This is a genomic window from Nocardia gamkensis NBRC 108242 (genome assembly GCF_001612985.1).
GTDB lineage: Bacteria > Actinomycetota > Actinomycetes > Mycobacteriales > Mycobacteriaceae > Nocardia > Nocardia gamkensis.
This window is the reverse complement of sequence record NZ_BDBM01000008.1, coordinates 133290-159056: the sequence shown is the minus strand read 5'-3', so window position 1 is coordinate 159056 and position 25767 is coordinate 133290. Positions and strand designations below refer to the sequence as shown.

Here is a 25767-nt window from a genome sequence, read left to right as displayed (position 1 = left end):
GGATGAGGATTCTCTGGTTCGGATGCTGGCGCCGTCGGAGCAGCGGTTCGTGCGGCATGGCACCTACACGGGCCGGTCGGTGTCGGTGCGGGGAGCGCTCGACGTGACGGCGCTGCGGGAGGCGTTCGCGGCGTTGCGGCGCGGGTATCCGGTGATCGGTTGCAGAATCGTGGAAGACGCCGCAGGACAGGGCTATCTGCTCGCCGGGGACGAGGCGGCGTGGACCTCGGTGTCCGTGCGCGAGGGTGACGTGGCGGTGATCGACGTTCCCGCGGTGGATCCGACGGCGCAACTGGCCTATCTGGACGTCGTCGGCTCGGGCGCGGACGAATGGCGGATCACGCTGTTCGCGCACCACAGCGTCGCCGACGCGGGCCACTGCGTCGAGCTGTTGTCGCGACTCTGGGACTGCTATACCGGCATCACCGAACGGCAATCCATAGAGATTGCGCCACAGGGGATTCCGCAATCATTGGAGTGGCACGTCGCAGCGCGCGGCATCACCAGGACCACGACATCCGGCTTCGAGGACGTGACCGAGCCGCTGCCGCCGCAGGCGCGGGAGCTACCGCCCGACAGCGCGCCGCCGGCACCGAGCACGCTCGCCCGTCCGGTACGTGTGCGGCTGAACCGGGAGGCCACCGCCCGGATCGTCGAACTCGGACGCAGAGCAGGAGTGACGGTGAACGGCTTGCTCACCGCCGCTCTGCTACGCGCTCATGCACGGGAAACAGTCGGCGGCGCGGCACATTCGGGCTGTCTGTATCCCGTCGACCTGCGGACCCGGCTGGAGCCGCCGGTGGCCGCGTCGGCGGGCACCAACATGGCCGGTCTGGCTTCCTTCGCCGCGGAGGTGGATCCCGCGGCCAACCCGCTCGAACTGGCACAGCGCATTTCGGCCCGCCTGACGGGCGACCTGGCCGACGGCGTCGTGCAGCAGTCCGTGCTGCACTTCCCGGATTACTACGGCGCGACCAGGATCCACTCGCTGGCCGGGCACATCGCGGTGACCAACACCGGCGTCGTCCCGCTGTTCCGCATGCCCCCCTGCCTCGAGTTCACCGATTACGAGATCGTCTACGTCTCGGCGCATCCCCGCCCGTCCGCGGGCGCGTCGGCCGCGGTCACCTTCCTCGCCTACACCTTCGCAGGCGAGTTGGCCGTCGGCGTGCTCGGCGGCGGCGCGCACGCCGAGGGCCTGCCCGAGGCGGTGCGGGCGGAGCTGACCGCCTTGGCGGCGGTGGGCGCCCGCTGATCCGGCGTGCCCACCCGATCAGAATCTCCCGCCGCGACCGATCCGCCGGGAGCCGGACGAACCACCGAACGAGCCCGGGCTCCAGCCGCCTCCGGAGTGCCGCGCGCCACCGGCCGCCCCGCGCAGCAATCCTTCGAGCAGGATGCCGCCGAGCACCGCCCCTGCCTGCGCGCCACCGGAGGGGGCCCGCTGCGCCTCCCATGCCCGCACACTGGCCTGAGCCGCCTGGAGGGCGCGCCCGGCCAGATCCGCCGCCGCTTGCGCGTGCCGCAGCGCTCGGGCCGGATCGCTCGCGCTCTCCCGCAGCGCCTCGTCGAGGTTGCGCTGAGCTTCCGAGAGGCGGGTGCGCGCTTCGGCATCGATGCCGCCGCGCCGAGTGGTCACGTAGTCGGCGGCCGCGCCGATCCGGGCCCGGGCGTCGCCGAGTGCGCCGTCGAGCCTGCGCCGCAGATCCTCGACGGCGAGTTTGCGGTCGGTGGCGGCGGCGAGTGCGCGGTCGAGATCGGCGTCGGCGGTGACCGCGTCGTGGAAGGCGCTCAGCGGATCGGTGTCCGCCGTGGACGTCGCCTTTTCCAGCGCGGACTGCGCCGCGGTGCCGGCATCCGCCAGCCCCGGCCCGCCGTAGGCGGAGAGTTCGGTGGCGGAGGTGAGGTCACGGCGCAGCTCGTCCAGCACAGCCGGTAGGCCGTCGCGCGCCTGCTGGATGGCGTTCGAGGCGTTGTCGACCGCGTCGAGCAGCGCGCGGGCCTGCCCGATCGCGGCTTCGGCGGAACGAATGGCGGCCACCGCGCCGCCTTGCTCGCCGACCGGCTCGGCGAGCGCCGACCGGCCCGCGTCGATGTTCCGCTCCGCGAACGCGATGCGCTCCCGCGCCATCCGCACGTTGTCCGCGATCGGCGCGAGGACACCGGCCGGATGGGTGGCGGCGAGCCGGTTCAGCTCGGCTTCCGAGCCGGGCGTTCGGGCGGTGACGTCGACGATGTCCCGGGTCAGCGCGTCCAGCCGGCCTGCGGCGTCGAGCAGCAGATCACGCATGGCATCGAATTCGGCTACCTGCGCGTCGAGTTCGCGGTCGGCGCGCCCCACCGTGCCGATCAGCTCGACCAGCAGCGACCGCTGTTCTTCGGGGGTCTCCGGGATCGCGTCGTCGAGGCGCTGCCGGATCGCGAAGGCCTCGGCGGCAGCGGCTTTCGCGTTGTCGAGCGCGGTGCGGAAGGGCGTGGTGGCGGTGGCGCCGAACTCGCCGGTGGCGAGTTCGAGTTCCTCGCCGCTGGTGCGGATCGCGTTGTCGATCTCCACCAGCGTCTCGCGGGAGCGGGCGTGCAGCGCTTCCAGCGGCAGCGCGGCCAGCGCCGTCGTGTTCTCCGGATCCAGTTGCCGCGCCGCCGCAAGCTCGGCCTCGGCTCGGTCACGACGCCGTTTGCGCGCGTACCAGACGAGGCCCGCCGCCACCAGAACCACCAGCGCAGCGATGACGAGCAAGGCGCGCACGCTCACCCCGCCGCCGCGCATGGCCGCGTCCAGCCCGTCGGCCGTCGCGATCCCCGCGTCGGCCCATCGCCCGTCACGCAGGGCGGGCTCGACCTCGCCGATCAGCATGCTGTCGAGTTCGGAATCGCTGACGCCGTCGGGCAGCTCACCCTCCAGCCAGTACGCGCGGTCCTCGGTGGCGACGGCGAGGAGCAGGTCGCGCCCGCCGAACCCGGAGATCGAAGCCGTGCGCTGGGCCCACTTCTGCGGATCTAGCCCGTCGAAGCCGCGCACGTACATCACCCACAACCGGATCTGCTGGTCGGCGTAGAGCTGGTCCACCGCACCGCGCACCCGATCGAGCTGCCCTTGGTCCAGCGCGCCGGCGGAATCCTCCACGTAGGTGCTCATCCGCGACGGCGGTTCCGCCGCGCTCTCCGGAACGCCGAGCAGGGCGATCGCGGCCAACAGGACGCTGGTCGCGAGCAAGCGGAGGAGGCCGATCCGCGGCGGCAGTGACATGGCTCGAATCTAGCTCGCTAGCATCGTTTCGTGATCATCATCGATCGCTCCTACAGCGGCCACGTGTCCCCGGATTCCGATCCGCAGCAGCGCGACGTCCCCGGCGCCCGCATCGTCAAGATGTCCGTCGGCGGCATGGACAACAACTGCTACCTGGTGCAATGCACCGGCACCGGCGCAGCCCTGCTCATCGACGCGGCCAACGAGGCGCCGCGCATCGCGGCGCTCGTCGAGCAGGAGGCGCCGGGGCAGGTGCGGCTGATCGTCACCACCCATCAGCATCGCGACCACTGGATGGCGCTGCGGGAGACCACCGCCGCCACCGGAGCGCCCACCGCGGCGCATCCGCTCGACGCCGACCCGCTGCCGGTGCGCCCCGACCGGCTGCTCGACGAGGGCGATACCGTCACGATCGGCGACCTGGTCTTCGAAGTCATCCACCTGCGTGGGCACACGCCGGGCTCCATCACCCTCGCGCTCACCGACGGGGCGGGACGCACCCACCTGTTCACCGGGGACTCGCTGTTCCCCGGCGGCGTCGGGCGTACCACCGCCCCGGAAGACTTCACCTCCCTGTTCACCGATGTCTCGGCCAAACTCTTCGATCGCTACCCCGACGACACCGTCGTCTATCCCGGCCACGGCGACGACACCACCCTCGGCGCCGAGCGCCCGAGCCTTCCGGACTGGCGAGCCCGGGGCTGGTAACCGGCACTGGTGGTCGCCGGCGCCGCTCCTGGCAGACTTGGGGAGTGGATTTGCCAACGATGCGCACCCGGGCTCTCCCGGCTCCCGACCCTGCCCGGCCGCACGGCTTCGGCGCCGGGTTGCTGCGCTGGACGCGGCGGCTGGTCATCGGGTCGGTGGTGATGGGCGCGGTGCTGGTCGGCGGGACGGCTTTCCGCGTGTGGCAGGTCGCGCGCGTCGATGACTACGCGAAGGCCGACGCGATCGTCGTGCTCGGCGCGGCACAGTACTCCGGGACCCCGTCCTCGGTGTTCGAAGCGCGACTGGATCAGGCGTACAAGCTGTTCCGCGCCGGTGTCGCGCCGCGCGTCATCACCGTGGGCGGTAAGCAGGAGGGCGATCTGTTCACCGAGGCCGCCTCGGGCAAGAACTATTTGCAGGCGCGCGGGGTGCCGGGCGACAAGATCCTCGCCGTCGAGACCGGCTCCGACACCCTGCGCAGTATCGAAGCGGTGGCGACGGCGATGCGGGCGCGGGACATGTCGTCGGCGGTGCTGGTCAGCGATCCCTGGCACTCGCTGCGCACCCGCACCATGGCCAGGGACGAAGGTCTGTCGGCGTGGACCGCGCCGACCAGAACCGGTCCCGCCGTCTACACCCGCGAATCCCAGGCGCACGGCATCGCCCGGGAGACCGGCGCCCTGCTCTGGTATCAGCTCACCCACTTCGCAGCGGACTTCCCCTACACGGCGGGACAGTGAGACCTTGAGCGCCCGGTACACCGACCACGACACCGAACGCCTCGTCGTCGAGCGCGCCAAGACCGCGGGGCTCGGCCCGCCGCGCGATGAGTTCGAGATCGGCCACCGGACCGAATTCGCGCGCGACCGGGCCCGCGTGCTGCACTCCGCGGCATTGCGCAGGCTGGCCGACAAAACGCAGGTCATGGGTCCGCGTGAGGCCGACACCCCGCGCACTCGGCTCACCCACTCGCTGGAGGTCGCCCAGATCGGCCGCAGCATCGCCGACGGACTCGGCTGCGATCCGGACCTGGTGGACCTGGCCGGTCTGGCCCACGACATCGGCCATCCGCCCTACGGCCACAACGGCGAGAAAGCCCTCGACACCTTCGCCGACGCGTTCGGCGGGTTCGAAGGCAACGCGCAGAACCTGCGCATCCTCACCCGCCTCGAACCGAAAGTGCTCGAACTCGACGGTGCCAGCGCGGGCCTCAACCTCACCCGTGCCGCGCTCGACGCGGCGATCAAATACCCTTGGGGCCGAACGGGTCCCGGCACCAAGTTCGGCGCCTACGAGGTCGACACCGAGCGTCTGGAATGGATCCGCAAGGGAGCGCCGGACCGGCGCCGCAGCCTCGAATGCCAGATCATGGACTGGTCCGACGACGTCGCCTACTCGGTGCACGACGTCGAGGACGGCGTGATCGCGGGCCGCATCGACCTGCGCGCGCTGGCCGACCCGGCCGAACAGGACGCGCTGGCGGCGCTCGGCCAGTTCCAGCACTCGCTGGCCGCCGACGAGTTGATCGCCGCCGCGCAACGACTGTCGGAACTCCCGGTGGTCGCGGCGGTGACCGCTTACGACGGCACGTTCACCGCCTCGGTGGCGCTGAAGCGCCTGACCAGCGAGCTCGTCGGCCGTTTCGCCACCGCGGCGATCATGGCGACAAGGGAGGTGGCCGGTCCGGAACCGGTGTCCCGATACGCGGCGGACCTGCAAGTACCGCGCATCGTCGCCGCCGAGGTGGCTTTGCTGAAGACCGTCGCGTTGCGTTACGTCATGTCCGACCCGGCGCACCGGTTACGGCAGGCCGCGCAGCGCGAACGCATCCTCGCCGTGGCCGATCGTTTGCTGGCCACCGCCCCGCACAGCCTCGATCCGCTGCTGCTGCCGTTCTGGAACGCCGCGACCGACGACACCGCTCGCGTGCGCGTCGTCGTGGACCAGATCGCCTCTTACACCGAAAGCCGCCTGGAACGGGTCGCGGTGGAACTGAACGTCTAGACCGGGCGGCGTCATGCCGACAGGCCGTCGGTGGAATCGGCTCGAGCCATCTTGACCAGCGCCGCGTGCAACTCCTTGGCCGACGCCCCCGCTCGCTCTCCCCGCAGGACCACCTCGGTGAAGCCGTCGACCAAGGCCCGGCCGGGATCCAGCAGCCCGGCACCACCCCCGCCGCCGCGCAGGGACTCGTTGATCAACGTCCGCAACGCTTCTTGCCGAGCCCGGAAACCACCCGCCAGGTCCAATGCCCCCGCGAATTCGCGGACGACCGCCTTGTACACCGGCCGCTCGGCGGGCCCACGTCTACGAAACACTCTTCGCGTCTCCACCGGCGCCGCCCGCGGCGGATTCAGGGCAGCCCGGTCCAGGACGATCCAGATCGAGGACTCCGCCGACTGCTTCACCGGCGGTGTGCGATCCGGCCTCGGACGAGATTCCGCGCCGTCGGCCAGCTCGACGCCCTGCAGCGGCAGCGGGTATTTCGCGAGCAGCTCATCGATGGCGGCCGCGATCTCACGGACCACCTGAACGTCCACGTCCGCCGCGTCGAACCCGACGACTTCCACCCCGTGCCGCGCCGACATCTCCCGGACGATCCGAAGCGCCTCGGGCCCGTCAGCGGTCTCGGTCCGCTCCGCGACGGCGGGGCGTGGTGTGGTGTTGCTCCGCTCGACGTGTGCGGGCTTTTTTCTCCGAGCGGCCGCGGCGGCGCCGGTTCGTTGGGCAGGAGCGCCGGTGTCGGCGATCGGCGGGACGGCCTCGCGCGCCTGTGGCGGCCGTATTCCTTCCCGAGCAGCGGTGGAGCCTTCGGTGGTGGTCGTCCGCTGAGCAGGGCCGGGCCGGTGCGCTGTAGCGGTGTCTTCGATCGGTGCGGGCGGTCGCGGGGCGTCGGTTCGTCGGCTGAGTTCGGCCGCGCCGGTGCGGTCGGGCGAATCAGTTCGACGGCCGGTTGCCTGATGAGTCGCGCGGCCGGTCTTCCGGTTGGCTTCGATGTCGTCTGTGCTGCCGGACTGCCCAGGTGTGATGTCGGCCCGCACGATGGGTTCCGGAGAAGACCGAGGGCCGATGCGCTCCATTGAGGCACTGTCGGTTCGTTGGGCCGGGGTGTGGTAGCCCGCATCGTCGGTCGGCGGATGCGGTCCGGGGTCCCTGCGGTGGACCGAGGGGTCGTCCGCCGATTCAGGACTCGGCGGGGTGACCTGCGCGCCGCGCGCGGCGTCGATCCAGGAGAAGCGCAGTGTGTCGAGCCATGGGAGCGCGGCGGGGGTGGTCGCGGTTCGTCGACGCGATAGGGGTTCGTCACCGGGGTCCGTCTGCCGGATGGGCGCGGAGCCTGTTCGCGGATCGGACGCCCTGGGATCCGCCCCGCCGGTCGGGTGGATATGCGCGGAGTGGCGCGCGGCATCGGTCTCCGGTACGGAGGTCGAATCCTCGGCAGCGACTGTCCCCACCGCGTCGGGTGCGCTGATCGTCTGCCTGCGGGCGAGCGGCTCCGCAGTCTCGATCGGCGGGCTGGGTGCGGCGGTGGCTGGGGAACCATTCGGCAGATCGCTCCGTGGCGCGGCGGCGGTCGACCGGGCGGTGGCGTCGTCTCTTCGCAAATGGGTGGACTCGCCTGCCATCTCGGACGCTGGGGCGGCGGGGGAGTCGATAGTGGCGTCGCTCTGTTGGGCGATCGACGGAGGGTGCGGAGTTCCGCTCGTCTCGGTGCCCCCTATGTATCCGGCGTCGATGGGGGAACGCTGCCCGCCGTCCGCCGGGAAGGGTCCGAGGTCCTCGGGCATGTCGATCTGGCGGAGGAGGTCCGCGTCTGCCGTTTGTGCTGCGGTTGCGGGTGGTGCGAGCGCGGCTGCGGGTGTGCACTCGGGCTCGGGGGTGGGTGGGTTGTCTGGTGTGGTTGTGGAGTTGGGGGTGGGTGGGTTGTCCGGTGTGGTTGTGGAGTCGGGGGTGGGTGGGTTGTCCGGTGTGGATGCGGAGTCAGGGGCAGAAGCGATATCTCGGTGCGGTGCGGACGTCCCAGCTGAATCCGTAGGAGGGGCCGGGTGCGCGTCGCTGGTCTGCCGTATCGGTTCGTCCTGGGCGACCTGGAGGGGCGGCGCCGTCTCGGGCTGGAGTGCGCTGTCGAGGTCGAGGATGTCCGGGGAGTCGGTATGGGCCGAGGCGGAGGCCCCGGCGAGATCGGTCTGTCGAATCGGCGAGTAGCCGACCGGCGCGGGGTCTGCCGGTGTCGGTAGCGGTGTCGAGTCGTCTGCGATGTCGACGTGTCGGCGAGGCGTGAAACAGTCGGCGCTGTCTGCTCGCGGGGCTGATTCGCGATGGTGCGTAGTCGCGGGCCGGGGAAGGGGCTCGGGGCGGTGCGAGATATCTATCTTCGGGACCGACGGCGGCTTCTGTACCGTCACATCGATCTGTGGGCGCCCGGCCGGATCGTCGGTCCTGTTCGCCTGCCGGAAGCCCCGGGTGCGATTCTCGACCGGCGGGACGGATGCGGCTCCGGTCGGTGCGATCGCTGTGGAGTCGTCAACGGCATTCGTCCGGCGGAAGGACGCGGCGTCGGTTCGTGGGATGGGGGCGGAGCGTTCTGCGTGGCCTGGCCGCTGGATCAGCGCCGAATCGACAGTGATTGCTTTCGGGGTGGAGGGAGGGCTGTGTGCGACATCCGTGCTCTGGACGGATATCGGGTCGTCGACGGCATCCGTCCGACGAGCTGCGGGGTCGAATTCCGAGTAGCGCGCGGCGGCCGGTGGCCGTGAAGGCGCGGGCACTTCTGCCACCGTATCCCCGTGCGCGGGTACCCGAACCGGCGCACTCGGCGCCGTCGGGCACGGTCGGACGACCCGCCTCGACCACGGTGTCGACGCCGCGGCTCTTCGGGCCCACGGGGTGGGCATCGCCTGCCGCTCGGGCGCGGCCGATGCTTCGGGCGTGGCCTCCGGAGCCCGGGACTCCGCTACCGGGACAGACAGTGCGCTCGCATGGTCGAATTGGTCGCTGAGCTGCGCCTCGGCGGACGCGATGGCTGCCTTCAACGCGCCGACCGTCCGGGAGGCATCGGCGATGAGCCGCTCCAGTGTCGATACCATCGCCCGCAGTTCGCCCGTGTCGATCCGCGACGGCTGACTCACGATGTCTCCCGCTTGTCCTCATCAGGTCGTGTCGCGGTGCGCCGACATGCTGATCTCGCGTGACCGTAAAGCAAACTGTGGTCGCGCCATTGTCGCTCAGCCCGGCCGGACCTCTCGGGGCTGGGAAGATGGATGATGGGTCGCGAGCCGCCGAACAGCTATCGAATCGCAACCTGCCCGCATCCTTACCGCCCTGCTCGCGATGCCGAAGTGCCGGGCGGTCGACTCGCGCTCCCCGCCGCCTTGGCCCGGCGCTGTTCATCGTCTCGATGAACTACCTTGTGTGGCAACGGTATTCGTTACAGCTTCCAGTTGGCTACCATGGAAGGGTGCGGATCGGAGTAGGGCTCTCCACCGCGTCCGAAGCGCGGCGAGCGGGCCGGGAAGCCGCAGCGCGCGCCCGCGACCAGCTCGCGGGCGAAGCGCCGTCGCTCGCTGTGCTGCTCGCCTCCCGCGTCCACACCGACGACGCCGTGGAGGTGCTGTACGGCGTCCACCGGACGGTCCGGGTGCCCGCGCTGATCGGATGCGTGGCCCAGGCCATCGTGGCGGGTCGTCGCGAGATCGAGGACGAGCCCGCGGTGGTGGTGTGGCTGGCCTCCGGACTGCCCGCCGCCGAGACTTTCCAGCTGGACTTCCTCCGCACGGCGAGCGGCGGGTTGCTCGCCGGTTACCGTTTCGACAAGGCCGCCCGCGACTTCCACCTGCTGCTGCCAGACCCCTATTCGTTCCCGGCTGATCTCCTGCTGGAGTACGTGAATACGGATCTGCCCGGAACCGTCGTGATGGGCGGGTTGGTCAGCGGCGGACGGGGCCCGGAAGGAAGCCGTCTGTTCCGTGACCACACCGTGGTGACCTCGGGCGCGGTCGGGGTGCGCCTTCCCGGCCTGCGCAGCGTGCCGATCGTGTCCCAGGGCTGCAGGCCGATCGGCTATCCCTACACCGTCACCGGCGCGGACGGCACGGTGATCACCGGGCTCGGCGGCCTGCCCCCGATCGAGCGGTTGCGCGAGATCGTGGCCGTGCTCCCGCTCGCCCAGCAGGAACAGCTCGCGCGCGGCCTGCAGATCGGATTCGTCGTCGACGAGCATCTCGCCGAGCCCGGTCAGGGCGACTTCCTGATCCGCGGCCTGCTGGGCGCCGATCCGTCCAGCGGGGCGATCGAGGTGGGCGACGTCGTGGAGGTCGGCACGACCGTCCAATTCCAGGTCCGCGACGCGATCGGCGCCGACCAGGACCTGCGTGCGGCCCTGGCGCGGGCACGCACCGATCTTCCCGGGCGTCCGGCCGGTGCGCTGCTGTTCACCTGCAACGGACGCGGCCGGCGGATGTTCGGGGTCGCGGATCACGACGCCACGACGATCGAGGACCTGCTCGACGGCATCCCGCTCGCGGGGTTCTTCGCCGCAGGCGAGATCGGGCCCATCGCGGGCCGCAACGCGCTGCACGGATTCACGGCGTCGATGGCGCTGTTCGTCGAATGAGCGTCGACCTGCGGGTCTACGCCGAGCTGAACGACTTCCTGCGGCCCGGCGAGCGGTACACCGTGCTTCGGCGGCCCTACCGGCCGCACCAGACCGTCAAGGACGTCATCGAGGCCGCGGGCGTCCCGCACACCGAGATCGACCTGGTCCTGGTCGACGGACAACCGGTGCACTTCGACCATCACCCACCTCCCGGTGGGCGGATCACCGCGTATCCCGTCTTCGAGACGCTCGACATAGGCCGCGTGACCAGGGTTCGCCCGCGCCCGTTGCGTGAGCCGCGGTTCCTCGCGGACGTGAATCTCGGCGGTCTCGCCAAGCTGATGCGGCTGATGGGCCTGGACGTGCGCTGCCGGTGGGAGGCCGCGGACGCCGAACTCGCCGAGCTGTCGGCGGCCGAGCACCGGATCCTGCTCACTCGCGACCGCGGCCTGTTGAAGCGCCGTAACGTCACACACGGCGTCTACATCCGGTCGGATCGGCCGGTCGACCAGGTCGTCGAGGTGATCCGGCGGCTCGACCTCGTCGCGCGCCTGGATCCGTTCACCCGCTGCCTGCGCTGCGGCGGCGTCGTCGACGAGGTCGCCAAAGCCGAGGTCGAGGATCGGCTGCAACCGCTCACCCGTCGTTACTACGACACCTTCCGGCGGTGCCGCGACTGCGGCCGGATCTACTGGCAGGGCTCCCACCAGGCACGACTGGCCGAGACGATCGGGGCGATCCGCGCGGAACTCGACCGCTCCTGACACTCGCGCGAGCGATTCCGGTTCGACCACGCGATGACCCCATCGAAGGGCGGACACCGCCTCGGCCCGAGCCGCATCGGCCCGCCCGGCCACCCGCTCGTCGGCAGTTCGACCGGAACTCGCTGTGCGGAGCCGCCCGGGCGCGTCGGCCTCGCGTTCGCCTAGACTCTCTGCCGTGGCCGGACGACTTCCAGATCGCGATATCGCGGCAATACGCGAACGCGTCCGGATCGAAGACGTGGTGGGCGAGTACGTCGCGCTCAAACGCGCCGGTGCGGACTCCATGAAGGGCCTGTGCCCGTTCCACGACGAGAAGTCGCCGTCGTTCCATGTGCGGCCCAATCACGGACTGTTCCACTGCTTCGGCTGTGGCGAGGGCGGCGACGTGTTCGCCTTCATGCAGAAGATCGAGCATGTCGGGTTCGTCGAGTCCGTCGAGCAGTTGGCCGACCGGATCGGTTACCAGATCAACTACGAGGGTGGCGGTACCTCGGTGCAGCGCGACCGGGGAACCCGGTCCCGGCTGGTCGCGGCGAACGCGGCCGCGCACGAGTTCTACGTCGCCCAGCTGCGCGAGCCGGGAGCCGAGGCCGCGCGCAATTATCTCACCGAGCGCAATTTCGACGCCGCGGCCGCGCACACTTTCGGCTGCGGCTACGCCCCCGCCGGATGGGACACCCTCACGAAGCACCTGCTTCGCAAGGGCTTCGACTTCAAGGAGCTGGAGGCGGCCGGACTGTCCCGGCAGGGTCAGCGTGGCCCGATCGACCGCTTCCACCGGCGGCTGCTGTGGCCGATCCGGAACCTGTCCGGCGACGTCATCGGGTTCGGCGCCCGCAAGCTCTTCGACGACGACACCATGCCCGGCAAGTACATCAACACGCCGGAAACGGTGCTGTACAAGAAATCCCAGGTGCTGTTCGGCCTGGACCTGGCCAAGCGCGAAATCGCCAAGGGCCACCAGGCGGTCGTGGTCGAGGGCTACACCGACGTCATGGCGATGCACCTCGCCGGGGTCAAGACCGCCGTCGCCTCGTGCGGCACGGCCTTCGGCGACGAGCATCTCGCCCTGCTGCGCCGCCTGATGATGGACGACAATTTCTGGCGCGGCGAGATCATCTACACCTTCGACGGCGACGCCGCGGGCCAAGCGGCGGCCCTGAAAGCCTTCGGAGGCGATCAGAAGCTGGCCGGTCAGACCTACATCGCGATCGCCCCGGACGGACAGGACCCGTGCGAACTGCGGCAGCACTCCGGCGACGCCGCCGTGCGCGACCTGGTCGCCCGCCGAACCCCGCTGTACGAGTTCGTGATTCGCGGCCTGCTTGCCGACCACAACTTGGATACCGCCGAGGGTCAGGTGGAGGCGCTGCGCCGCGCGGTGCCGGTGGTCGCGCAGATCAAGGACAACGCCCTGCGCAAGGCCTACGCCACCAAACTCGCGGGTTGGGTCGGCTGGGACGACATCCAGACCGTGGTGCGCCGCGTCGGCGAGGAAGCCAAGCGGCACCGCAACGGCGGCGGCACCGCCGGTGTCGGGCGGGCACCCGCGCCGCGCGAAGTGGTCGCCGAACACCCTGCCGCACGGCCGAATCCGAACGATCCCACGCTCATGCCGCAACGCCAGGTGCTGGCCGCCGCGTTGCAGTACCCGGCGATGGCCGGAGCCGGTTTCGACGCGCTCGAGGCCGAAGCCTTCACCCATCCCGCCTACGCCGTCCTGCGCGCCCTGATCGCCGAGGTGGGCGGTACGGCGATCGGGCTGGGCGGCGCCGAGTGGGTCAATGCCGTCGCCGACCGCACCGACGACCTGACCGTGCGCGCCCTGCTCTCGGAGCTGGCCAACGAGCCGCTACCGGTGAAAACGGAAGCCGACATCCCGCGCTTCGTCGCCGGTGTCCTGGCGCGCACCCAGGAGGCCTGGGTCGGCAGGCAGATCGCCGAGCTGAAGTCCAAGCTCCAGCGGGTTTCCTCGACCGAACAGCCGGACGCCTACTTCGCCCTCTTCGGCGACCTCGTCGCCCTGGAGCAGTACCGCAAGAGCCTGCTCACCCAGGCGATGGGCAGCCACGGGGACTTCGCCACCGGAGCCTAGCGTGCGGCCGCGTCGGTGCAGGTACGCGCGGAATTCCTCGCACATCGCGGAGAGGTCTGGTGTGCGGCAGGTCAGCGGCGGAGCTGGTCGTGCGGCACCAGCACGGTGGTCCGCTCGTCGAGCGGCTCCATCGGCTCCAGGCGGGGACGGGTACTGAGCTTGTCCGACAATTTCTGCCTGCCGACGAGCACGAGCTTGCGAGTCACCGGGCTCTCGGTCAGCGCGCGGGTCGCGGCGCTGATCTGTTCGTAGCGAGCCCGCCCGGCCTTGCTGCCGAGTACGTACCCGGCCGCCACGCCGATGATCAACCGCAGCATCTCGATGTGCTCCTCCCAGTTGCCAGTTCGCCGCCCCCATCCTGCCCGACGCCCCACGCGCCTGTCGATCCGGACACCCGATAGCTCCGCACCCGGCCCACCCGGACAAGTCGCAGGTAGCGACACGATTTGGGCTCCCGCCCAGCGATACGCTAGAGTTTCTCCTCGGCCCGCCCGATACCAACCGGACGAGCCAAGGGCAATCCCCTATAGCTCAATTGGCAGAGCAGCCGACTGTTAATCGGCAGGTTTCTGGTTCGAGTCCAGATGGGGGAGCTGTGACCAGGGCGAACGCATCAGTTCGACCCTGGTTTTTCCGTTTCGAGGGGAACAACAGGTTTCAGCCGGCGAACTGTGGGCCGTGCGGCACTCGACGAACATGAACAAGCAGAGTCTTCGTCCTATGAGTGCACGCTGTTGTCCGAGGGGTGGGGCAACTCGACTCAGGCGAAGTTGTCGCTACGGCTCTGTCCGCCGACGATCGACCGGCACCGCCAAGGGGAGACATGGCAAGACGGCGTCGTTCACCGCGCCCGCTCGCGCCACAGCCGCCCGAAGCGGCATCCGGCTCGTGGACAACCGTGCGCTGGCCGCATGGAACTCCGGGACCGGTCCTGCTCCCTGGGAATGAGGTCAGGTGGGCGAGGCGACGGTGATGCTCGATTCGGGCGACGGCACCGCTGTCCGCGAGGCGATTCTGTCTGTGGCACTGCAAGTTCCGGATGCCGCGTGGGTGACCGACCGTGCGCTGAGGTTGGTGGATAGTCCTGACTTCGGGGTGCGGGCGGCTGCGGTCACCGCTGTCGGGCATCTCGCCCGAATCCATCGGGCAATCGATGAAGAACGTGTTGTTCCGGTATTACGCCCGATGTCGAACGAGCCCGAGATCGCCGGGCGAGTCGAGGATGCTCTCGACGACATCGCGGTCTTCGTCCGCAGGTCGGCGTAGGAGCGGGCTGCGAGCCCGAAACCAGTGGTTGGCGGGCAGTGACCAGGCTCACGATTCGGTCTCGGCACCGGGCGGGAGCGGCTGCTGAACAGCGGTTTCTGGTAGGCGTGTGAGGTGGGTCGGCCGGAAAATCGGGTGATTTCTGTCGGTGCCGACCGGAATACTGACCCGCGTCCGATGAGTTCGAGCGATCGACGCCGTCTCTACTGCTGTGGCGCCGGGACCCGATCCGGTGACTCGGCGCAGGGCCACATGTTCTTGTCAACGACCCATTGCCCCGGAGGTATCCGATGTCCGCCGAATTATCCGCTCCCGCCTCGGGAGGGCGGACACCGACCGTCATCCGGGTGCTGGTACTCGCGACTTTCGTCGTGATCCTCAACGAGACCATCATGATCAACGCGATTCCGCGGTTGATGGAGGATCTCGCGATCACCGACCGGGCGGCGCAGTGGGTGTCGACGGCGTTCATGCTGACGATGGCGGCCGTCATCCCGACCACCGGCTGGTTCTTGCAGCGCGTGTCCACCCGGCACGCTTACGCCGCCGCGATGGGTGTCTTCCTCGCCGGTACGGCGCTGTCGGCGATCGCGCCGTCGTTCGCTGTGCTGCTGCTCGGGCGAGTCGTTCAGGCGTTCGGCACCGCGGTAATGATGCCGCTGTTGATGACCACGCTGATGACGGTGGTGCCCGAACAGGACCGGGGCCGGGTGATGGGCAACGTCACCTTGGCTATTTCGGTCGCGCCCGCGATGGGTCCGGTGATCTCCGGAGCGGTACTGCAAATCGGTTCCTGGCGTTGGCTTTTCGTGCTGGTGCTGCCGATCGCCGGGATCATCGCCTGGCTGGGTCTGCGTCAGCTGGAGAACGTCGGTGAACCGCAAGCCGGGCAGATCGACGTGTCCAGCGTGGCGTTGGCGGCGCTCGGGTTCGGTGGGCTGGTGTTCGGGCTCAGCCGGTTCGAGAGCGGCAACCTCACCGGCCCGGCGCTGATCGTCGCCGCGGGCTCGGCGCTGATCGCCGGGTTCGTGTGGCGTCAGCTGCGCCTGCAGCGCACCGGCACGCCGCTGCTGGATCTGCGGGTCCTGCTGTCGGGCACCTACACCAAGGCGCTGATCCTGATGTCGGTGGCGTTCATGGCGATGCTCGGATCGATGATCCTGCTGCCGCTGTACCTGCAGAACCTGCGTGGTCTGAGCCCCTTGGCCACCGGCTTGCTGGTGATGCCGGGCGGCTTGGCGATGGGCCTGCTCGGACCGACGGTCGGGCGCCTGTTCGACCGGTTCGGCGGGCGCCTGCTGGTGATTCCGGGCTCGATCGGCATCGCCGCGTCGCTGGCCGGGTTCACTCAGATCTCGATGACCATGCCGTACTGGCAGCTGCTGGCCCTGCACATTCTGCTGATGGTGTCGCTCGCGGCGGCGTTCACTCCGGTGTTCACGCTGGGTCTCGGTGCGTTGCCGCAGCAGCTGTACTCGCACGGCAGCTCCATGCTCGGCACCTTGCAGCAGGTTGCCGCGGCGTTCGGTACCGCACTGGTGGTGACGGTGATGTCGGCGCACGCCACCACCCGCGCCGCGGAAGGCGCGGATCTCGTCACCGCCCATCTCGACGGCATGCGCTTGGCCTTCCTCGTGTCGGCGGCTCTGGCGTTGCTCGTGATCGTCATGGCCGTGCTGTTGCCGGGCCGGGCCGCCGCCCCTGCGGAAGCCGACGAATTCGAGACCGCGACTCCCGAACTCGCCAAGCACTGAGCGAATCCGATACGGCGAAGCCCTGGCAGCATCGACCGCCAGGGCTTCGCCGTATGCGGCCGCGCCCGGTGGGGTAGGTACCCGTGCGCGGCCGCCTTTCAATCGTTGATGATCGTGACTACCCGGTAGCCGATGATCAGGGCGGTCAGCACCGCGGGGATCGCGGCCACGCTGGGGGTGACGATCGCTCGCGCGAAATCGCGAGCCGGACGGCCGGAAACCGGGGTCATGTCGAACGGAAGCAATCCGGTCGCTGCCGGGTCTCGCAACTGCTGGGCGACGGAGGCGAACAGCTGACGGTAGCGGCGTTCCAGGCTCAGGTAGTACCCGTCGAGACCCCAGAAGATCCAGGTGGGCGCCAAAGCCAGCAGTATCAGGCCCGATCCCTGCCGAGCCTGCGCGGTGAGCAGCGCGAAGATCACCGAGACCAGAGTCACCGACCATCCGCGCACCGTGAACGACTGCTGACTCAACCGTGCGATGATGGATTGCAACATCTCGAGGTGCTTGACTCGATGATCCGTATCCATTCCGTCCCCAATTCTTGTCCGGCGGAGAGCAATTCACGTCCGAGTCGCCAGGGTACGGCAGTAGGAGCGCGACGTCCGCGACGGACGAATCAGGGCATCGGCGCATCGGCTGTGTGCGGCTTTGTCCGACAACGAATTCGCGTACCGCGAGAAGCGGTGGACGGTAGACTCGCAGCAACAAGGGGTGTGGTAGCCGGTCGGCCCCGGCTCGAAGGGGCAGTTGCAGGTTCGTCGGAGTATCTCATCGTGGACGAGACGCGCTGGCAGGCAACGGATCCGAGGTAATGATGGCAAGTGCTGAGTTCGGTCCGGAGCTGCGCAGACGCCGAGTCGAGCAGAAGATGACCCTCGGGAAGCTCGCCGAACGCGTGCACTACAGCACGAGCCACCTGAGCAGAATAGAGAACGGGCACAAGTCGCCCTCCGCGGCGCTGGCGCGCATCTGCGACAAGGTCCTGTCCGCCGGCGGCGATCTGCTGATGCTCGCCCCGCCGGAAGCGCAACCGGATGGCGATCCGGAGATCGATGACGACATCTATTCGGAGGCCGAGTGGATCGTCCGATTGCAGGTGGATGGTTCCGGTGCGTTCCACCTCGGGGAATCACACGCGCCGCCGGTGACCGCGTTCCCTCCGGTGCTCACCGGCTCCGCCGTCGTCTTACCCGGCCTGAGCGCGATGTTCGAGCAGACGAGACAGCTCGGCCGGGCCGGCAGCCCGAGCATCGTGCTGCCGATGGTCGTCACTCAGACGCATGCCGCGGTCACCTCAGCGCGGCAGAGCACCGGCGAGCTACGTCAGCGACTGCTGCTGCACGCCGCGCGTACCGCGGAGTTCGCCGGATGGATGGCGCAAGAATGCGGTGACGAGCGGGGCGCCTTGTGGTGGACCGATCAGGCGGTCCTGCACGCCTCTGCCGTCAGTGACGAACACATGACCAGCTACGCGCTCGTCCGCCGGGCGGTGCTGAGCCTGTATCGCGGCGATTCCACCGCGACGACCGGTCTCACCGAACAAGTGCTCGCCGACCACGCCGTCCATCCGCGGATCCGCTGGCTGGCCGCGCTCGGAGCCGCGCAGGGGTACGCCATCGGCTTGGACGATTCGAGTTCGATGCGAGCGCTGGACAAGGCCGCGAGCCTTTACGACGCGGCACACCGCACCGGGGACACCGCGCTGGGGCCGTCAGCGCTGCATGAACGGCCTGTGCTCATCGAGGCCTGGTGCCACTACGACCTCGGCAACCTCCGGGAAGCCGCCGTTCTCTTCGATCGTGCGTTGTCGCAGAACTTCGAGCAGTCGGACCGTGACCGTGCCCGGTTCGGCACCCGCCGGGCATTGGTGTACGCCGCGCTCGGTGAGCTGGACCGAGCGTGTGCACTGATCGAGCCGTTGCTCGACATCATCAGTGCGGTCGACTCGATGACCATCCGCGCCGATCTGCGCGAGTTCGCTCGGACGATCGGACGCTACCGCGGGCACTCCGCGCTGCACGACATCCAACCGGCTCTCATGTCCGCCCTGTCGAGGCGTTGAACGACCGGTTGTCCGTTGCCGTTCGCAGCGGCAACGGACAACCACTGTTGCCGGTCGGCTGCCCGTTGGATGCTGGAGACCGAGCCGTAGTTCGCGGCCTGGAAATCCCGAGCCACCGGCGCAGGCGGTATCGCGCTGGGCGGCACTGTCTTCGGACCGGATACGTCAGGGGCGAGAAGACGACAACGCCGCTTCGATGCGTCGCGGCGACGAGGAAGGAATACGCCGACCTACACTGAACATCGACACGTGGCTCAGCGTGACGTCGACTGCCGAGCATCGGTGGCGGGAAGTCGACCGAATAGGGAAATAAACCAACCAGAATCTTTCCCGGCGAGGTCGTTTGCTGCACCCCGTCGGGTATATGACCGAACGTTTGCTGTTCCGGTCGCCCGGATCTGGTTTCGAGTGCAGACTTATATTCGAAAACCGTGGTGTTTCGGTCGAGGACGAGATTTGTGACCGCGAGACATCCCCATCGCGCCGTGCTGCGCTGATAACCGTCCTCGAGGAGTGCCCCAGTTGACGGAGATATTCTTGAACTACCGCATCGTCGACAGCGTCTACGCCGTCAACGAGATATCCAAGCAGATGGCCCACCATCTCGGCAGGGCGCGCGTCTTCCGGGACGAGGATTCCCTGGCCTTGGGCGTGTTGTACGCACGCCGGATACGCCGGGCGCTCCAGGAGTGCGACACGATGGTGTCGGTGATCGGCCCGCATTGGCTCGAGGCGCGCGACGCACGCGGACGTCGTCGGATCGACAACCCGCGCGACTGGGTGCGGCTGGAGTTGCGCACCGCATTCGAACGCGGGATACGCGTGGTTCCCGTGGTGCTGGACGACACGCCGCTGCCGAGCCCGGAGCAGCTTCCGAATGACATTCGCGCCCTATCCGGTTCGCAATACTGGCGTATTCGCTACCGGACGCTCGAAGAAGACGTCCGCGGCCTACTCGGGCGACTCGCCCCGCAGGTCGAAAGCCGGCCTGACGATCAGCAGCGGACGGCCGCGCCGGGTACGCAGAACAACCAGGTCAACGTCGCGAGTGAAGGCGGCATCGTGAACGCCAATCAGAACGGGACCCAACGCATCAGGCTGGACGGCCCCGGCAGGAGATGAAAATGCACCCTTCGCCGGGATCGAACAACCACCCCAATACCAACAATCAAGTCAACATGGCCAACAACGGCGGCAGCGTCTTCGCCAACAATGGTGGCCGACAGCGGATAAGCATCAACCACGGCTCGCGGCGCCGCCTCTGGACCTGGTATCTGCTGGCGGGGATGTTGCTCCTCGACGTCGCATACTTCTTCTACGGCCAGTCCGCCTATACGGGCAATGCAGGCAACTCCGGTGATCTATCGCGTGCGTTGATCTTCTTCACGCTGTTCGTCGGGACCGTTGCCCTGTTGCGGGTCTGTCTGCGCGACCTGTTCGGACGGCGGTAGGCGTCCGCGACCCCGGCCGGTCGGGTCGCTGTCGTCCACCGGTTCATCTCGCGAGACACGTTTCGGCTGGTCCCGCCGCGAAGCAGGGGTGCACAACTGTGGAATACGCGCCGAGTTCCCGGGGGATCGGCAGCGCTCCTTCGAGTAGTCGAAAACAATATCGAAGTGTTGTAAAGGAAGAATTCATGAGTGTCGCGTTCGACCACAGGAACGACCCGCTGCCCGCCGCGCTGGGGGCGCGGGAGCGTCCGGCGCTGAGCAGTCGGGAGATCGAGGTGCTGCTGGCGTGGATCGCGTCGGACTCCAAACTGGAAGTCAGTCGGCGCCTGTATATCTCGCTGGGAACGGTCAATACCCATCTGGCTCGGATCAGGGACAAGTACGCCGCCGTCGCCCGGCCCGCGCCGACGAAGGCCGCCCTCGTTGCCCGCGCATTGCAGGATGAACTGATCGACATCGAGGACCTCTGACCATCGAATGTCCCTGCTGTCCCATTGGACGGTCCGGACGACGTTGCGGCGCCGAAGGTCCGGGCGACTCTACGGGTCCGTCGCGGACCGCGTCGACCGAGGCAGCCGGCACGGCGGGACCGTTCGCGCCGCCCGGGATCCGGGTGTGGGTGTTCGGGTATGACGCTGCTGACGCCGGTCGGGATTTTGCCGGGAAATGCATGGGCTCGGCAAGATATTGCTCGATCCGCGTCGAAGTCGGCGATATATGACTTCGCACAGGCGCCTCCCTCCGGGTAGCTCAGCGGTAACATTATCGGAAGTATGATCGGCGACGGGACGTGAACGTTCGCATCGCCGCCGGGGTGATGAGGTATATATTGTGCTCGTAAGCGCCTACAGAAATGCTCCATTACGGCATCGAATTCTGAAGGGCTACGTAATCGTCGCAGACGATATCGACGAAACGCATCGAAAGTTGCAACGGTCATCCGGCGCGTTGTCCGGTTCTGGCGGGGGGTTCCCGCGAGTGCGTCTCAATGCGAACCGGCCGGGCTGTCTGTGGATCGATACCGGGCCGGTCTGGATCAGCGATCCCGCGCAGCGCTCCGCGCTCGTCGGCGCCTTGGCCGACGTCGTGTCCGCCGCCGCGGAACAGGTGCGGCGGGCCGGTGGGACGCTGTTGCCGTCGGGCATCTCCTGGGGCGGCCCGCCGCATCGTCGGCTGTGCGAGGACGGGCATTCCGTCGAAGTCGCCGATGACTTGCAGCGGGAGATTCTCAGCAACCTGATCCGGCGCTACGTCCCCGAACTCGTCGCGCTCAGTGGGCGCGCGCTGTTCGTCGCGGGCCGCGTCAACGGACGTGGGTCGCTGCGTCTGGCGGAATCGAAAGACCAAGTCTCCACTCGCTATATCGCATCCGCATCCGCCCGGCACCTGCGGCGGGTCGAGCAGGCGTTGCGCCGCGACGACCGCGTATCGGGATTCGCTGTGATGGACGTGAATCCGGTCGGTGACGCGGAACTGGAGATCCCCAACGTCAGCGTTCGGTGCCTCGATGCGCAGATCTTCCCGAGTTCGGCTGTCGCGCAGGCGGTCGTGCTGCAAGCACTCGCGGTACGCGCGCGGATGATGGAGCGCGACGGCCGGCGCATGCCCGCCGTTCCGCAACGGATGCTCGATAGAAATCGATCGAACGCCATTGCCAGGGGCATGGGCGGGGAGTTCGAGCGTGAAGCGGACGACCCGCGCAAGGCGCGGGAACAGGCGACCGTCCGGCGCTCGGCGGCCGAGTCGGTGTCCGATCTGCTCGACGACCTCGATGCCGAACTGCGCGCGATGCAGATCGAGCCGCGCGAGATCCTGCCCTTGCTCTCCGCGCCGGAACTCGCGAAGCTGCACCCGGAATACGCCCAGACGGAGAATGACTTGCTGGCCGTCTGGAGCCGGCAGCACGCATTCGGAGTCGAGCAGATCGCGGCATTGCTGCGGGACCGGGCGGCGCTCGCCGACGACCAGCTGACCAGGCACAACAGGCGAGTCGCTCCGGGCAGCCTGGGGACCTTGGAGGCGGCCTGGCGAACCAAGCTGACGGCCCGGCCGCGACGTTCGACGCCGAACGGGCGCAAGGGGCCGGTTCGCCCCGCTCGTCAGCGCCGGTCGGACGACGAGATCATTCGCGAGTTGGACCAGTTGACCGAGCAGCGTGACATGGATGAACGGCTGCGCGCCCTGCTGGCTGGTCGCCCGCCGCGCAATCTGGCTCCGGCGCTGTCGCGACTCGGTCGCAGCAAGGAGATTCGCCGGGTGCTGCGGCAGCCGAATGCCACGGTGCTCGAACTGAGCGCGCCGGAGGAACTCGGCGATGGCGTACCGGACGAGCTGGGCAGCCGGTTGTCGCGGAACAACCGGGTTTGCGTGCGTCTCGATGTGGCCGAGGCCGAACGGAAATCCGCGGTGGACGCGCTGATGGATCTGGCACGCAGACTGCCGAGGGGAGCGTGTGCCGGATTGATCACCAACCAAACCTACGCACGCAAAACCGATCGCCGCGCCAGCATCGAGATGATCATCTTGGGCTCCACCGAAGGGGCGCGGTCGTGAATCAGCCCGTCAATGTCGTGCTGGATATCCGGCAGACGAGCAATCCGCCCACTGACGCGGCCGAGTTGCGGGCGCTGTGGACGCAGATCGAACAGCATCTGAACGGCGCCAGCCTTCGCGACGCCGAGAAGGTCGTTGTCCCGCTGCGGGACAACCGGACTTGCGTTCTGTGGATACAGGATCGGCTTCGCGCTCCGGAGCGGGTCGACGACAGCACGGCCTTCTCCATCCGGGGCGTCCTGGAGCCCGCCATGGTCCGGCACAGGTGCACGACCTGCTCGGCGGAAGGCAAGGTCACCTACGCGCCCTTCCTGTGCACCGGGTGTGGCCAAGGGGATCGGCTGGGACGTGTGTGCGACGAGCACGCCGTCGTCATCGAAGGTCGGATGACCGCGACCTGTGCGCTCCACCGGCCCAGCTGCGCGTGCGGGGCCGCGGCCACCTTCTGGTGCAACGGGGAGATTTGCCGGGGACGCAACGCGTTCTGCGACCGGCACCGGGTCGGGCACCCCGGCGGCGCCGACATGTCGTACTGCCCGGATTGTTATCGAAAGGAATTCCCGGAATGCGCCGGCCCGGGATGCAATTCGACCGGAAGCATCGCTTGCGAGTTCGTCGTCGATGGCAAGCGCGCGACTTGCGGAAACGCGGCTTGCGCCAGGCACGCGTATCGGTGGCAGATCTTCGGACCACATAAACGAGGGCTCGGGCTGTGCCCGGATCACGCGCGGCGGTTGAAGTCGCTGGAGGACCGCCAGATCGTCTTCCAGATCGTGGCGGGAACCGCGAATCGGCGGCGCGGTCAGCGCTCCGAGGCAAGGCGCACATACATCGGGCTGCCTCGGTTGACGATCGTCCGGCATATCTTCATCAATTCTCGTTCACGCAAGCTGGACATGGTTTCCATCGACCGGATGTTCGGTGAGCTGCAGCACGACAGCCGCACCGACAACGCTGTGCGCCGTCTGTTGCAGGAGCACGAGAAGATACGCAAACAGGACGTGGCCGTTTTCGAAACAGACGAGAAACGCGGTCTCGAACTCTTCGACAAACTCACCGCTTGGTTGCGGGCACGCGGTCGCGCCGAGGTGGCCGACCACATCAGCTTCGCGGACTACCGGCCTCGGTCCAACCTGCTGTTCGTCGACGTCGAGCCGGAATACATGGGCAGATTCATCGGTCGCGGCGGCGCGGAGAAGCGAGCGGCGTCGAACGACCTGGGGGTCAGGGTCGAAGTGGAGCGGAAATGACATCGACCGAATGGGACAGCAGGCGGCACACGTTGCAGGTCGCCAAGGGAAATGGTCTGGTCACCGCGAATATCGTCGCCGTCAGCGCCGAGGATCGTCAGGGTACGTCCGGCCGGGTCGAAACCGCCCGGGTCGGTCTCTTCGAGGTGGGCGCCGACTCGTCGCGGCAGGCACCGGTGCAGATCGTCGCCTCGCCTTCGGTCGCGGAGGGATCCGTCGTCGTCAGCACGGATCTGGTGGATGAGCTGCGGCTGGGTGTGATCGATGAGCACGGTTGGCGCTTGAGCGCGATGGCGTGCGATCCGGCTGCGCGGATCGTCCTGGAACCGCTCACCGAGAACCGTCTGGACGAGGTCTGCCAGCAGTTGCGGAACGCGAAGGACATCGTGGGCCAGCAAGTTCATCTCGGTGGAGGCGACTCGTGGGTATACGCCGACGGGGAGTCCTTCCGGGTACGCCAGGTCTTCGACCGCTCCGGGCGGGAGCGGACGGACCTCTGCTACATCGACGCCGAGACCGAAATGGACGTGTTCCTGGCCGGCAATCGCAACGGGGTCGACATCGTGATCCTCGCCGATTGCAGCGGTTCGATGAGCTGGGACGACATCGAGGACCGCGCCGACGTCGTCCGTCTCGGATCGCGCCGGAGATCCGCCTACATATCGCGGATGGATGCCCTGAAGCGTTCGCTCATGGAGATGGTCGAGATCCGCAGGCACGTGACCGGGCGGGTGGCCCGTATCGCGTTGGTGAAGTTCACCACCACGTCGATGTGCGTCTTCCCGAGGTCGGGCTCGATGGCCGAGATTCAGGGCCCCGACGACGAGCGGACACTGCGGGACTTCCAGGGCGCCATCGGCCTGCTGCGGCCGGAGAACGCGGCGACCGACATCGGACAGGCCCTGCATTTCGCGTCCGACCTGCTGCACCGCCACGGTGTGCCGGGCAACGACCGATTGATCGTTCTGGTCAGTGACGGGGCCGACTGGAAAGAGAAGGGCGAGGAAGCCGCGGGTGAGGCCGTGGTCGCGATCGCCGATCCGGTCTCGCTGATGGAGGAACTGCACGAATTCCTGAGCATCAACCTCCATGCCGTCGGAATCGGCGATCGCGACACGTTCATGCGCTGGTGGCAGACGAATCGTCCACCGGGCGAGCGTGATCCGCATATCAGTGTGATCCCGAACCACGCGTTGCTGCGGGAACTGGTGCGGGTGGGTGGTGGCGATCCGAGCCGGACCGGCGGGGTAGACGTACTGCACAGCTATTTCGCGGATCTGGGCACCGGTGTCGCGCATCATGTCGGCAAACCGTCCGGTCCCGGCGGCGCCAGGCTGCAGTCGACGATCGACACGCTCCATCCCGCGGGCCGCCGCGTCGACCGCGAAGTGCGGCGGCGACTCGGGGATCTTTCCGAGGAGCTGCTGAACTTGCGGACCCAGTTGAACGACCTCTCGCGCCGATGCGGTGAAAGCGATCTCTTCGGCCAGGTGCACCACAGCAAACTGCTCGATCTCGGGCGTCCGCTGCACGGTGCGCGCGATTTCACGTCATGGATCATGGATTGTCATCAGGCGTTCGGTGAGACGTTGGACCGGCGGCTCAAAGGCGAGCAGCCCAAGGAGCCCAAGGACCGGTACGGCGTCGACGGCGTCTACGAGAAGATCCGGGATTGGCGGATGGACGCGGTCCGGCGGTTCCGCAACAGCGACGGGCACGCGTTCATCGAGAGTCGCGATGCCGAATTGCTCGGTGCGGTCTGCCTCAAGTTGACCGGACGGAAGGTCCTCGCCGACGACGACGCCGACTCGTGGACGAAGTTGCAGGTCGGTTTGCTGGCCGGTGTCGTCGACGTGCTGCGAGAGGTCAAGATCGTGCTCGAGAACGCACCGCTGTCTCCGCGCGCCGAGCAGTATGCCGACGCGTTCTCCATCGAAGGCTACTAGGCCCGTGACCACTGGACTCAGGAGGAAAGGTGGCCGCTGACGTATTCGCGTGCCTGATCTTTCGGGTGCGCTG

Annotated in this window: 20 protein-coding genes and 1 tRNA gene; 17 read left to right on the top strand and 4 right to left on the bottom strand. The window is 68.3% G+C overall.

Annotated features, from left to right (window positions below; genetic code table 11):
• Nucleotides 1-22 precede the first annotated feature (22 nt).
• Nucleotides 23-1255 (top strand): phthiocerol/phthiodiolone dimycocerosyl transferase family protein, encoded by a 1233-nt coding sequence (locus NG1_RS09810; RefSeq protein WP_062969794.1) that lies wholly within the window; start codon nt 23-25, stop codon nt 1253-1255.
• A gap of 18 nt (nt 1256-1273) precedes the next feature.
• Here NG1_RS09810 and NG1_RS09805 read toward each other — a convergent pair whose 3' ends face one another.
• Complete coding sequence (locus tag NG1_RS09805) at nt 1274-3247, bottom strand: TPM domain-containing protein (RefSeq protein WP_062969733.1); 1974 nt, start codon at nt 3245-3247, stop codon at nt 1274-1276.
• A gap of 30 nt (nt 3248-3277) precedes the next feature.
• Here NG1_RS09805 and NG1_RS09800 point away from each other — a divergent pair, with 30 nt between their 5' ends.
• From NG1_RS09800 to NG1_RS09790, 3 genes are read left to right on the top strand one after another with little or no spacing between them, the layout of a single operon-like run.
• Nucleotides 3278-3955, top strand: a complete 678-nt coding sequence (locus NG1_RS09800; RefSeq protein ID WP_062969732.1) for an MBL fold metallo-hydrolase — start codon at nt 3278-3280, stop codon at nt 3953-3955.
• A 59-nt stretch (nt 3956-4014) separates the two neighbouring features.
• Nucleotides 4015-4695: a YdcF family protein gene (locus NG1_RS09795; protein ID WP_040865801.1), complete on the top strand. Its 681-nt coding sequence runs from the start codon at nt 4015-4017 to the stop codon at nt 4693-4695.
• Nucleotides 4696-4699: 4 nt separating this feature from the next.
• Nucleotides 4700-5959: a deoxyguanosinetriphosphate triphosphohydrolase gene (locus NG1_RS09790; RefSeq protein ID WP_062969731.1), complete on the top strand. Its 1260-nt coding sequence runs from the start codon at nt 4700-4702 to the stop codon at nt 5957-5959.
• A gap of 11 nt (nt 5960-5970) precedes the next feature.
• Here NG1_RS09790 and NG1_RS36540 read toward each other — a convergent pair whose 3' ends face one another.
• Nucleotides 5971-6543, bottom strand: coding sequence for a hypothetical protein (locus NG1_RS36540; RefSeq protein ID WP_157113952.1), 573 nt, complete (start codon nt 6541-6543; stop codon nt 5971-5973).
• Nucleotides 6544-9413: 2870 nt separating this feature from the next.
• Here NG1_RS36540 and NG1_RS09780 point away from each other — a divergent pair.
• The 3 genes from NG1_RS09780 (at nt 9414) to dnaG (ending at nt 13409) form a co-directional block, all read left to right on the top strand.
• Nucleotides 9414-10568: an FIST signal transduction protein gene (locus tag NG1_RS09780; protein ID WP_062969729.1), complete on the top strand. Its 1155-nt coding sequence runs from the start codon at nt 9414-9416 to the stop codon at nt 10566-10568.
• On the top strand, nt 10565-11314 hold the full coding sequence (locus NG1_RS09775) for a Mut7-C RNAse domain-containing protein (protein WP_062969728.1): 750 nt from the start codon (nt 10565-10567) through the stop codon (nt 11312-11314). Before NG1_RS09780 ends, NG1_RS09775 begins: the two co-directional genes overlap by 4 nt.
• A gap of 175 nt (nt 11315-11489) precedes the next feature.
• Nucleotides 11490-13409 (top strand): DNA primase, encoded by a 1920-nt coding sequence (dnaG, locus tag NG1_RS09770; RefSeq protein ID WP_062969727.1) that lies wholly within the window; start codon nt 11490-11492, stop codon nt 13407-13409.
• Nucleotides 13410-13480: 71 nt separating this feature from the next.
• Here dnaG and NG1_RS09765 read toward each other — a convergent pair whose 3' ends face one another.
• Nucleotides 13481-13726, bottom strand: coding sequence for a hypothetical protein (locus NG1_RS09765; RefSeq protein ID WP_040865658.1), 246 nt, complete (start codon nt 13724-13726; stop codon nt 13481-13483).
• A gap of 203 nt (nt 13727-13929) precedes the next feature.
• Here NG1_RS09765 and NG1_RS09760 point away from each other — a divergent pair.
• From NG1_RS09760 to NG1_RS09750, 3 genes are all read left to right on the top strand, one after another.
• Nucleotides 13930-14002: transfer RNA gene (locus NG1_RS09760), tRNA-Asn, on the top strand.
• Nucleotides 14003-14363: 361 nt separating this feature from the next.
• Entirely contained in the window at nt 14364-14675 is a 312-nt protein-coding gene (locus NG1_RS09755) for a hypothetical protein (protein ID WP_062969726.1), read from the top strand.
• Nucleotides 14676-14965: 290 nt separating this feature from the next.
• Complete coding sequence (locus NG1_RS09750) at nt 14966-16429, top strand: MDR family MFS transporter (RefSeq protein ID WP_062969725.1); 1464 nt, start codon at nt 14966-14968, stop codon at nt 16427-16429.
• Nucleotides 16430-16527: 98 nt separating this feature from the next.
• On the opposite strand, the gene NG1_RS09745 is transcribed toward NG1_RS09750, so the two are convergent.
• The gene (locus NG1_RS09745; RefSeq protein WP_157113951.1) at nt 16528-16926 is read right to left on the bottom strand and encodes a hypothetical protein; all 399 of its coding nucleotides are present in this window, start codon (nt 16924-16926) and stop codon (nt 16528-16530) included.
• A 317-nt stretch (nt 16927-17243) separates the two neighbouring features.
• Here NG1_RS09745 and NG1_RS09740 point away from each other — a divergent pair, with 317 nt between their 5' ends.
• From NG1_RS09740 to NG1_RS09710, 7 genes are all read left to right on the top strand, one after another.
• Entirely contained in the window at nt 17244-18494 is a 1251-nt protein-coding gene (locus tag NG1_RS09740) for a helix-turn-helix domain-containing protein (RefSeq protein WP_063910305.1), read from the top strand.
• Between the two features lie 522 nt (nt 18495-19016).
• Nucleotides 19017-19616 carry a toll/interleukin-1 receptor domain-containing protein gene (locus NG1_RS09735; RefSeq protein WP_168434109.1) on the top strand — a complete coding sequence of 200 codons (600 nt, stop codon included), beginning with the start codon at nt 19017-19019 and terminating at the stop codon, nt 19614-19616.
• A gap of 2 nt (nt 19617-19618) precedes the next feature.
• Nucleotides 19619-19945 (top strand): hypothetical protein, encoded by a 327-nt coding sequence (locus tag NG1_RS09730; RefSeq protein WP_157113950.1) that lies wholly within the window; start codon nt 19619-19621, stop codon nt 19943-19945.
• Nucleotides 19946-20130: 185 nt separating this feature from the next.
• Nucleotides 20131-20415 carry a LuxR C-terminal-related transcriptional regulator gene (locus NG1_RS09725; protein WP_062969720.1) on the top strand — a complete coding sequence of 95 codons (285 nt, stop codon included), beginning with the start codon at nt 20131-20133 and terminating at the stop codon, nt 20413-20415.
• Between the two features lie 508 nt (nt 20416-20923).
• Nucleotides 20924-22498, top strand: a complete 1575-nt coding sequence (locus NG1_RS09720; RefSeq protein ID WP_062969719.1) for a glutamate--cysteine ligase family protein — start codon at nt 20924-20926, stop codon at nt 22496-22498.
• Complete coding sequence (locus tag NG1_RS09715) at nt 22495-23748, top strand: KH domain-containing protein (protein WP_062969718.1); 1254 nt, start codon at nt 22495-22497, stop codon at nt 23746-23748. Before NG1_RS09720 ends, NG1_RS09715 begins: the two co-directional genes overlap by 4 nt.
• Complete coding sequence (locus tag NG1_RS09710; RefSeq protein ID WP_062969717.1) at nt 23745-25694, top strand: vWA domain-containing protein; 1950 nt, start codon at nt 23745-23747, stop codon at nt 25692-25694. Before NG1_RS09715 ends, NG1_RS09710 begins: the two co-directional genes overlap by 4 nt.
• The last annotated feature ends 73 nt before the right edge of the window (nt 25695-25767 follow it).

Excerpts from the sequence above, each read along its gene's own strand:
- NG1_RS09810 (WP_062969794.1), top strand. The coding sequence starts at position 23 with ATGCTGGCGCCGTCGGAGCAGCGGTTCGTGCGGCATGGCACCTACACG.
- NG1_RS09805 (WP_062969733.1), bottom strand. The coding sequence starts at position 3,247 with ATGTCACTGCCGCCGCGGATCGGCCTCCTCCGCTTGCTCGCGACCAGC.
- NG1_RS09795 (WP_040865801.1), top strand. The coding sequence starts at position 4,015 with ATGCGCACCCGGGCTCTCCCGGCTCCCGACCCTGCCCGGCCGCACGGC.
- NG1_RS36540 (WP_157113952.1), bottom strand. The coding sequence starts at position 6,543 with ATGTCGGCGCGGCACGGGGTGGAAGTCGTCGGGTTCGACGCGGCGGAC.
- NG1_RS09775 (WP_062969728.1), top strand. The coding sequence starts at position 10,565 with ATGAGCGTCGACCTGCGGGTCTACGCCGAGCTGAACGACTTCCTGCGG.
- NG1_RS09765 (WP_040865658.1), bottom strand. The coding sequence starts at position 13,726 with ATGCTGCGGTTGATCATCGGCGTGGCGGCCGGGTACGTACTCGGCAGC.
- NG1_RS09750 (WP_062969725.1), top strand. The coding sequence starts at position 14,966 with ATGTCCGCCGAATTATCCGCTCCCGCCTCGGGAGGGCGGACACCGACC.
- NG1_RS09745 (WP_157113951.1), bottom strand. The coding sequence starts at position 16,926 with ATGTTGCAATCCATCATCGCACGGTTGAGTCAGCAGTCGTTCACGGTG.
- NG1_RS09740 (WP_063910305.1), top strand. The coding sequence starts at position 17,244 with ATGATGGCAAGTGCTGAGTTCGGTCCGGAGCTGCGCAGACGCCGAGTC.
- NG1_RS09730 (WP_157113950.1), top strand. The coding sequence starts at position 19,619 with ATGCACCCTTCGCCGGGATCGAACAACCACCCCAATACCAACAATCAA.
- NG1_RS09725 (WP_062969720.1), top strand. The coding sequence starts at position 20,131 with ATGAGTGTCGCGTTCGACCACAGGAACGACCCGCTGCCCGCCGCGCTG.
- NG1_RS09710 (WP_062969717.1), top strand. The coding sequence starts at position 23,745 with ATGACATCGACCGAATGGGACAGCAGGCGGCACACGTTGCAGGTCGCC.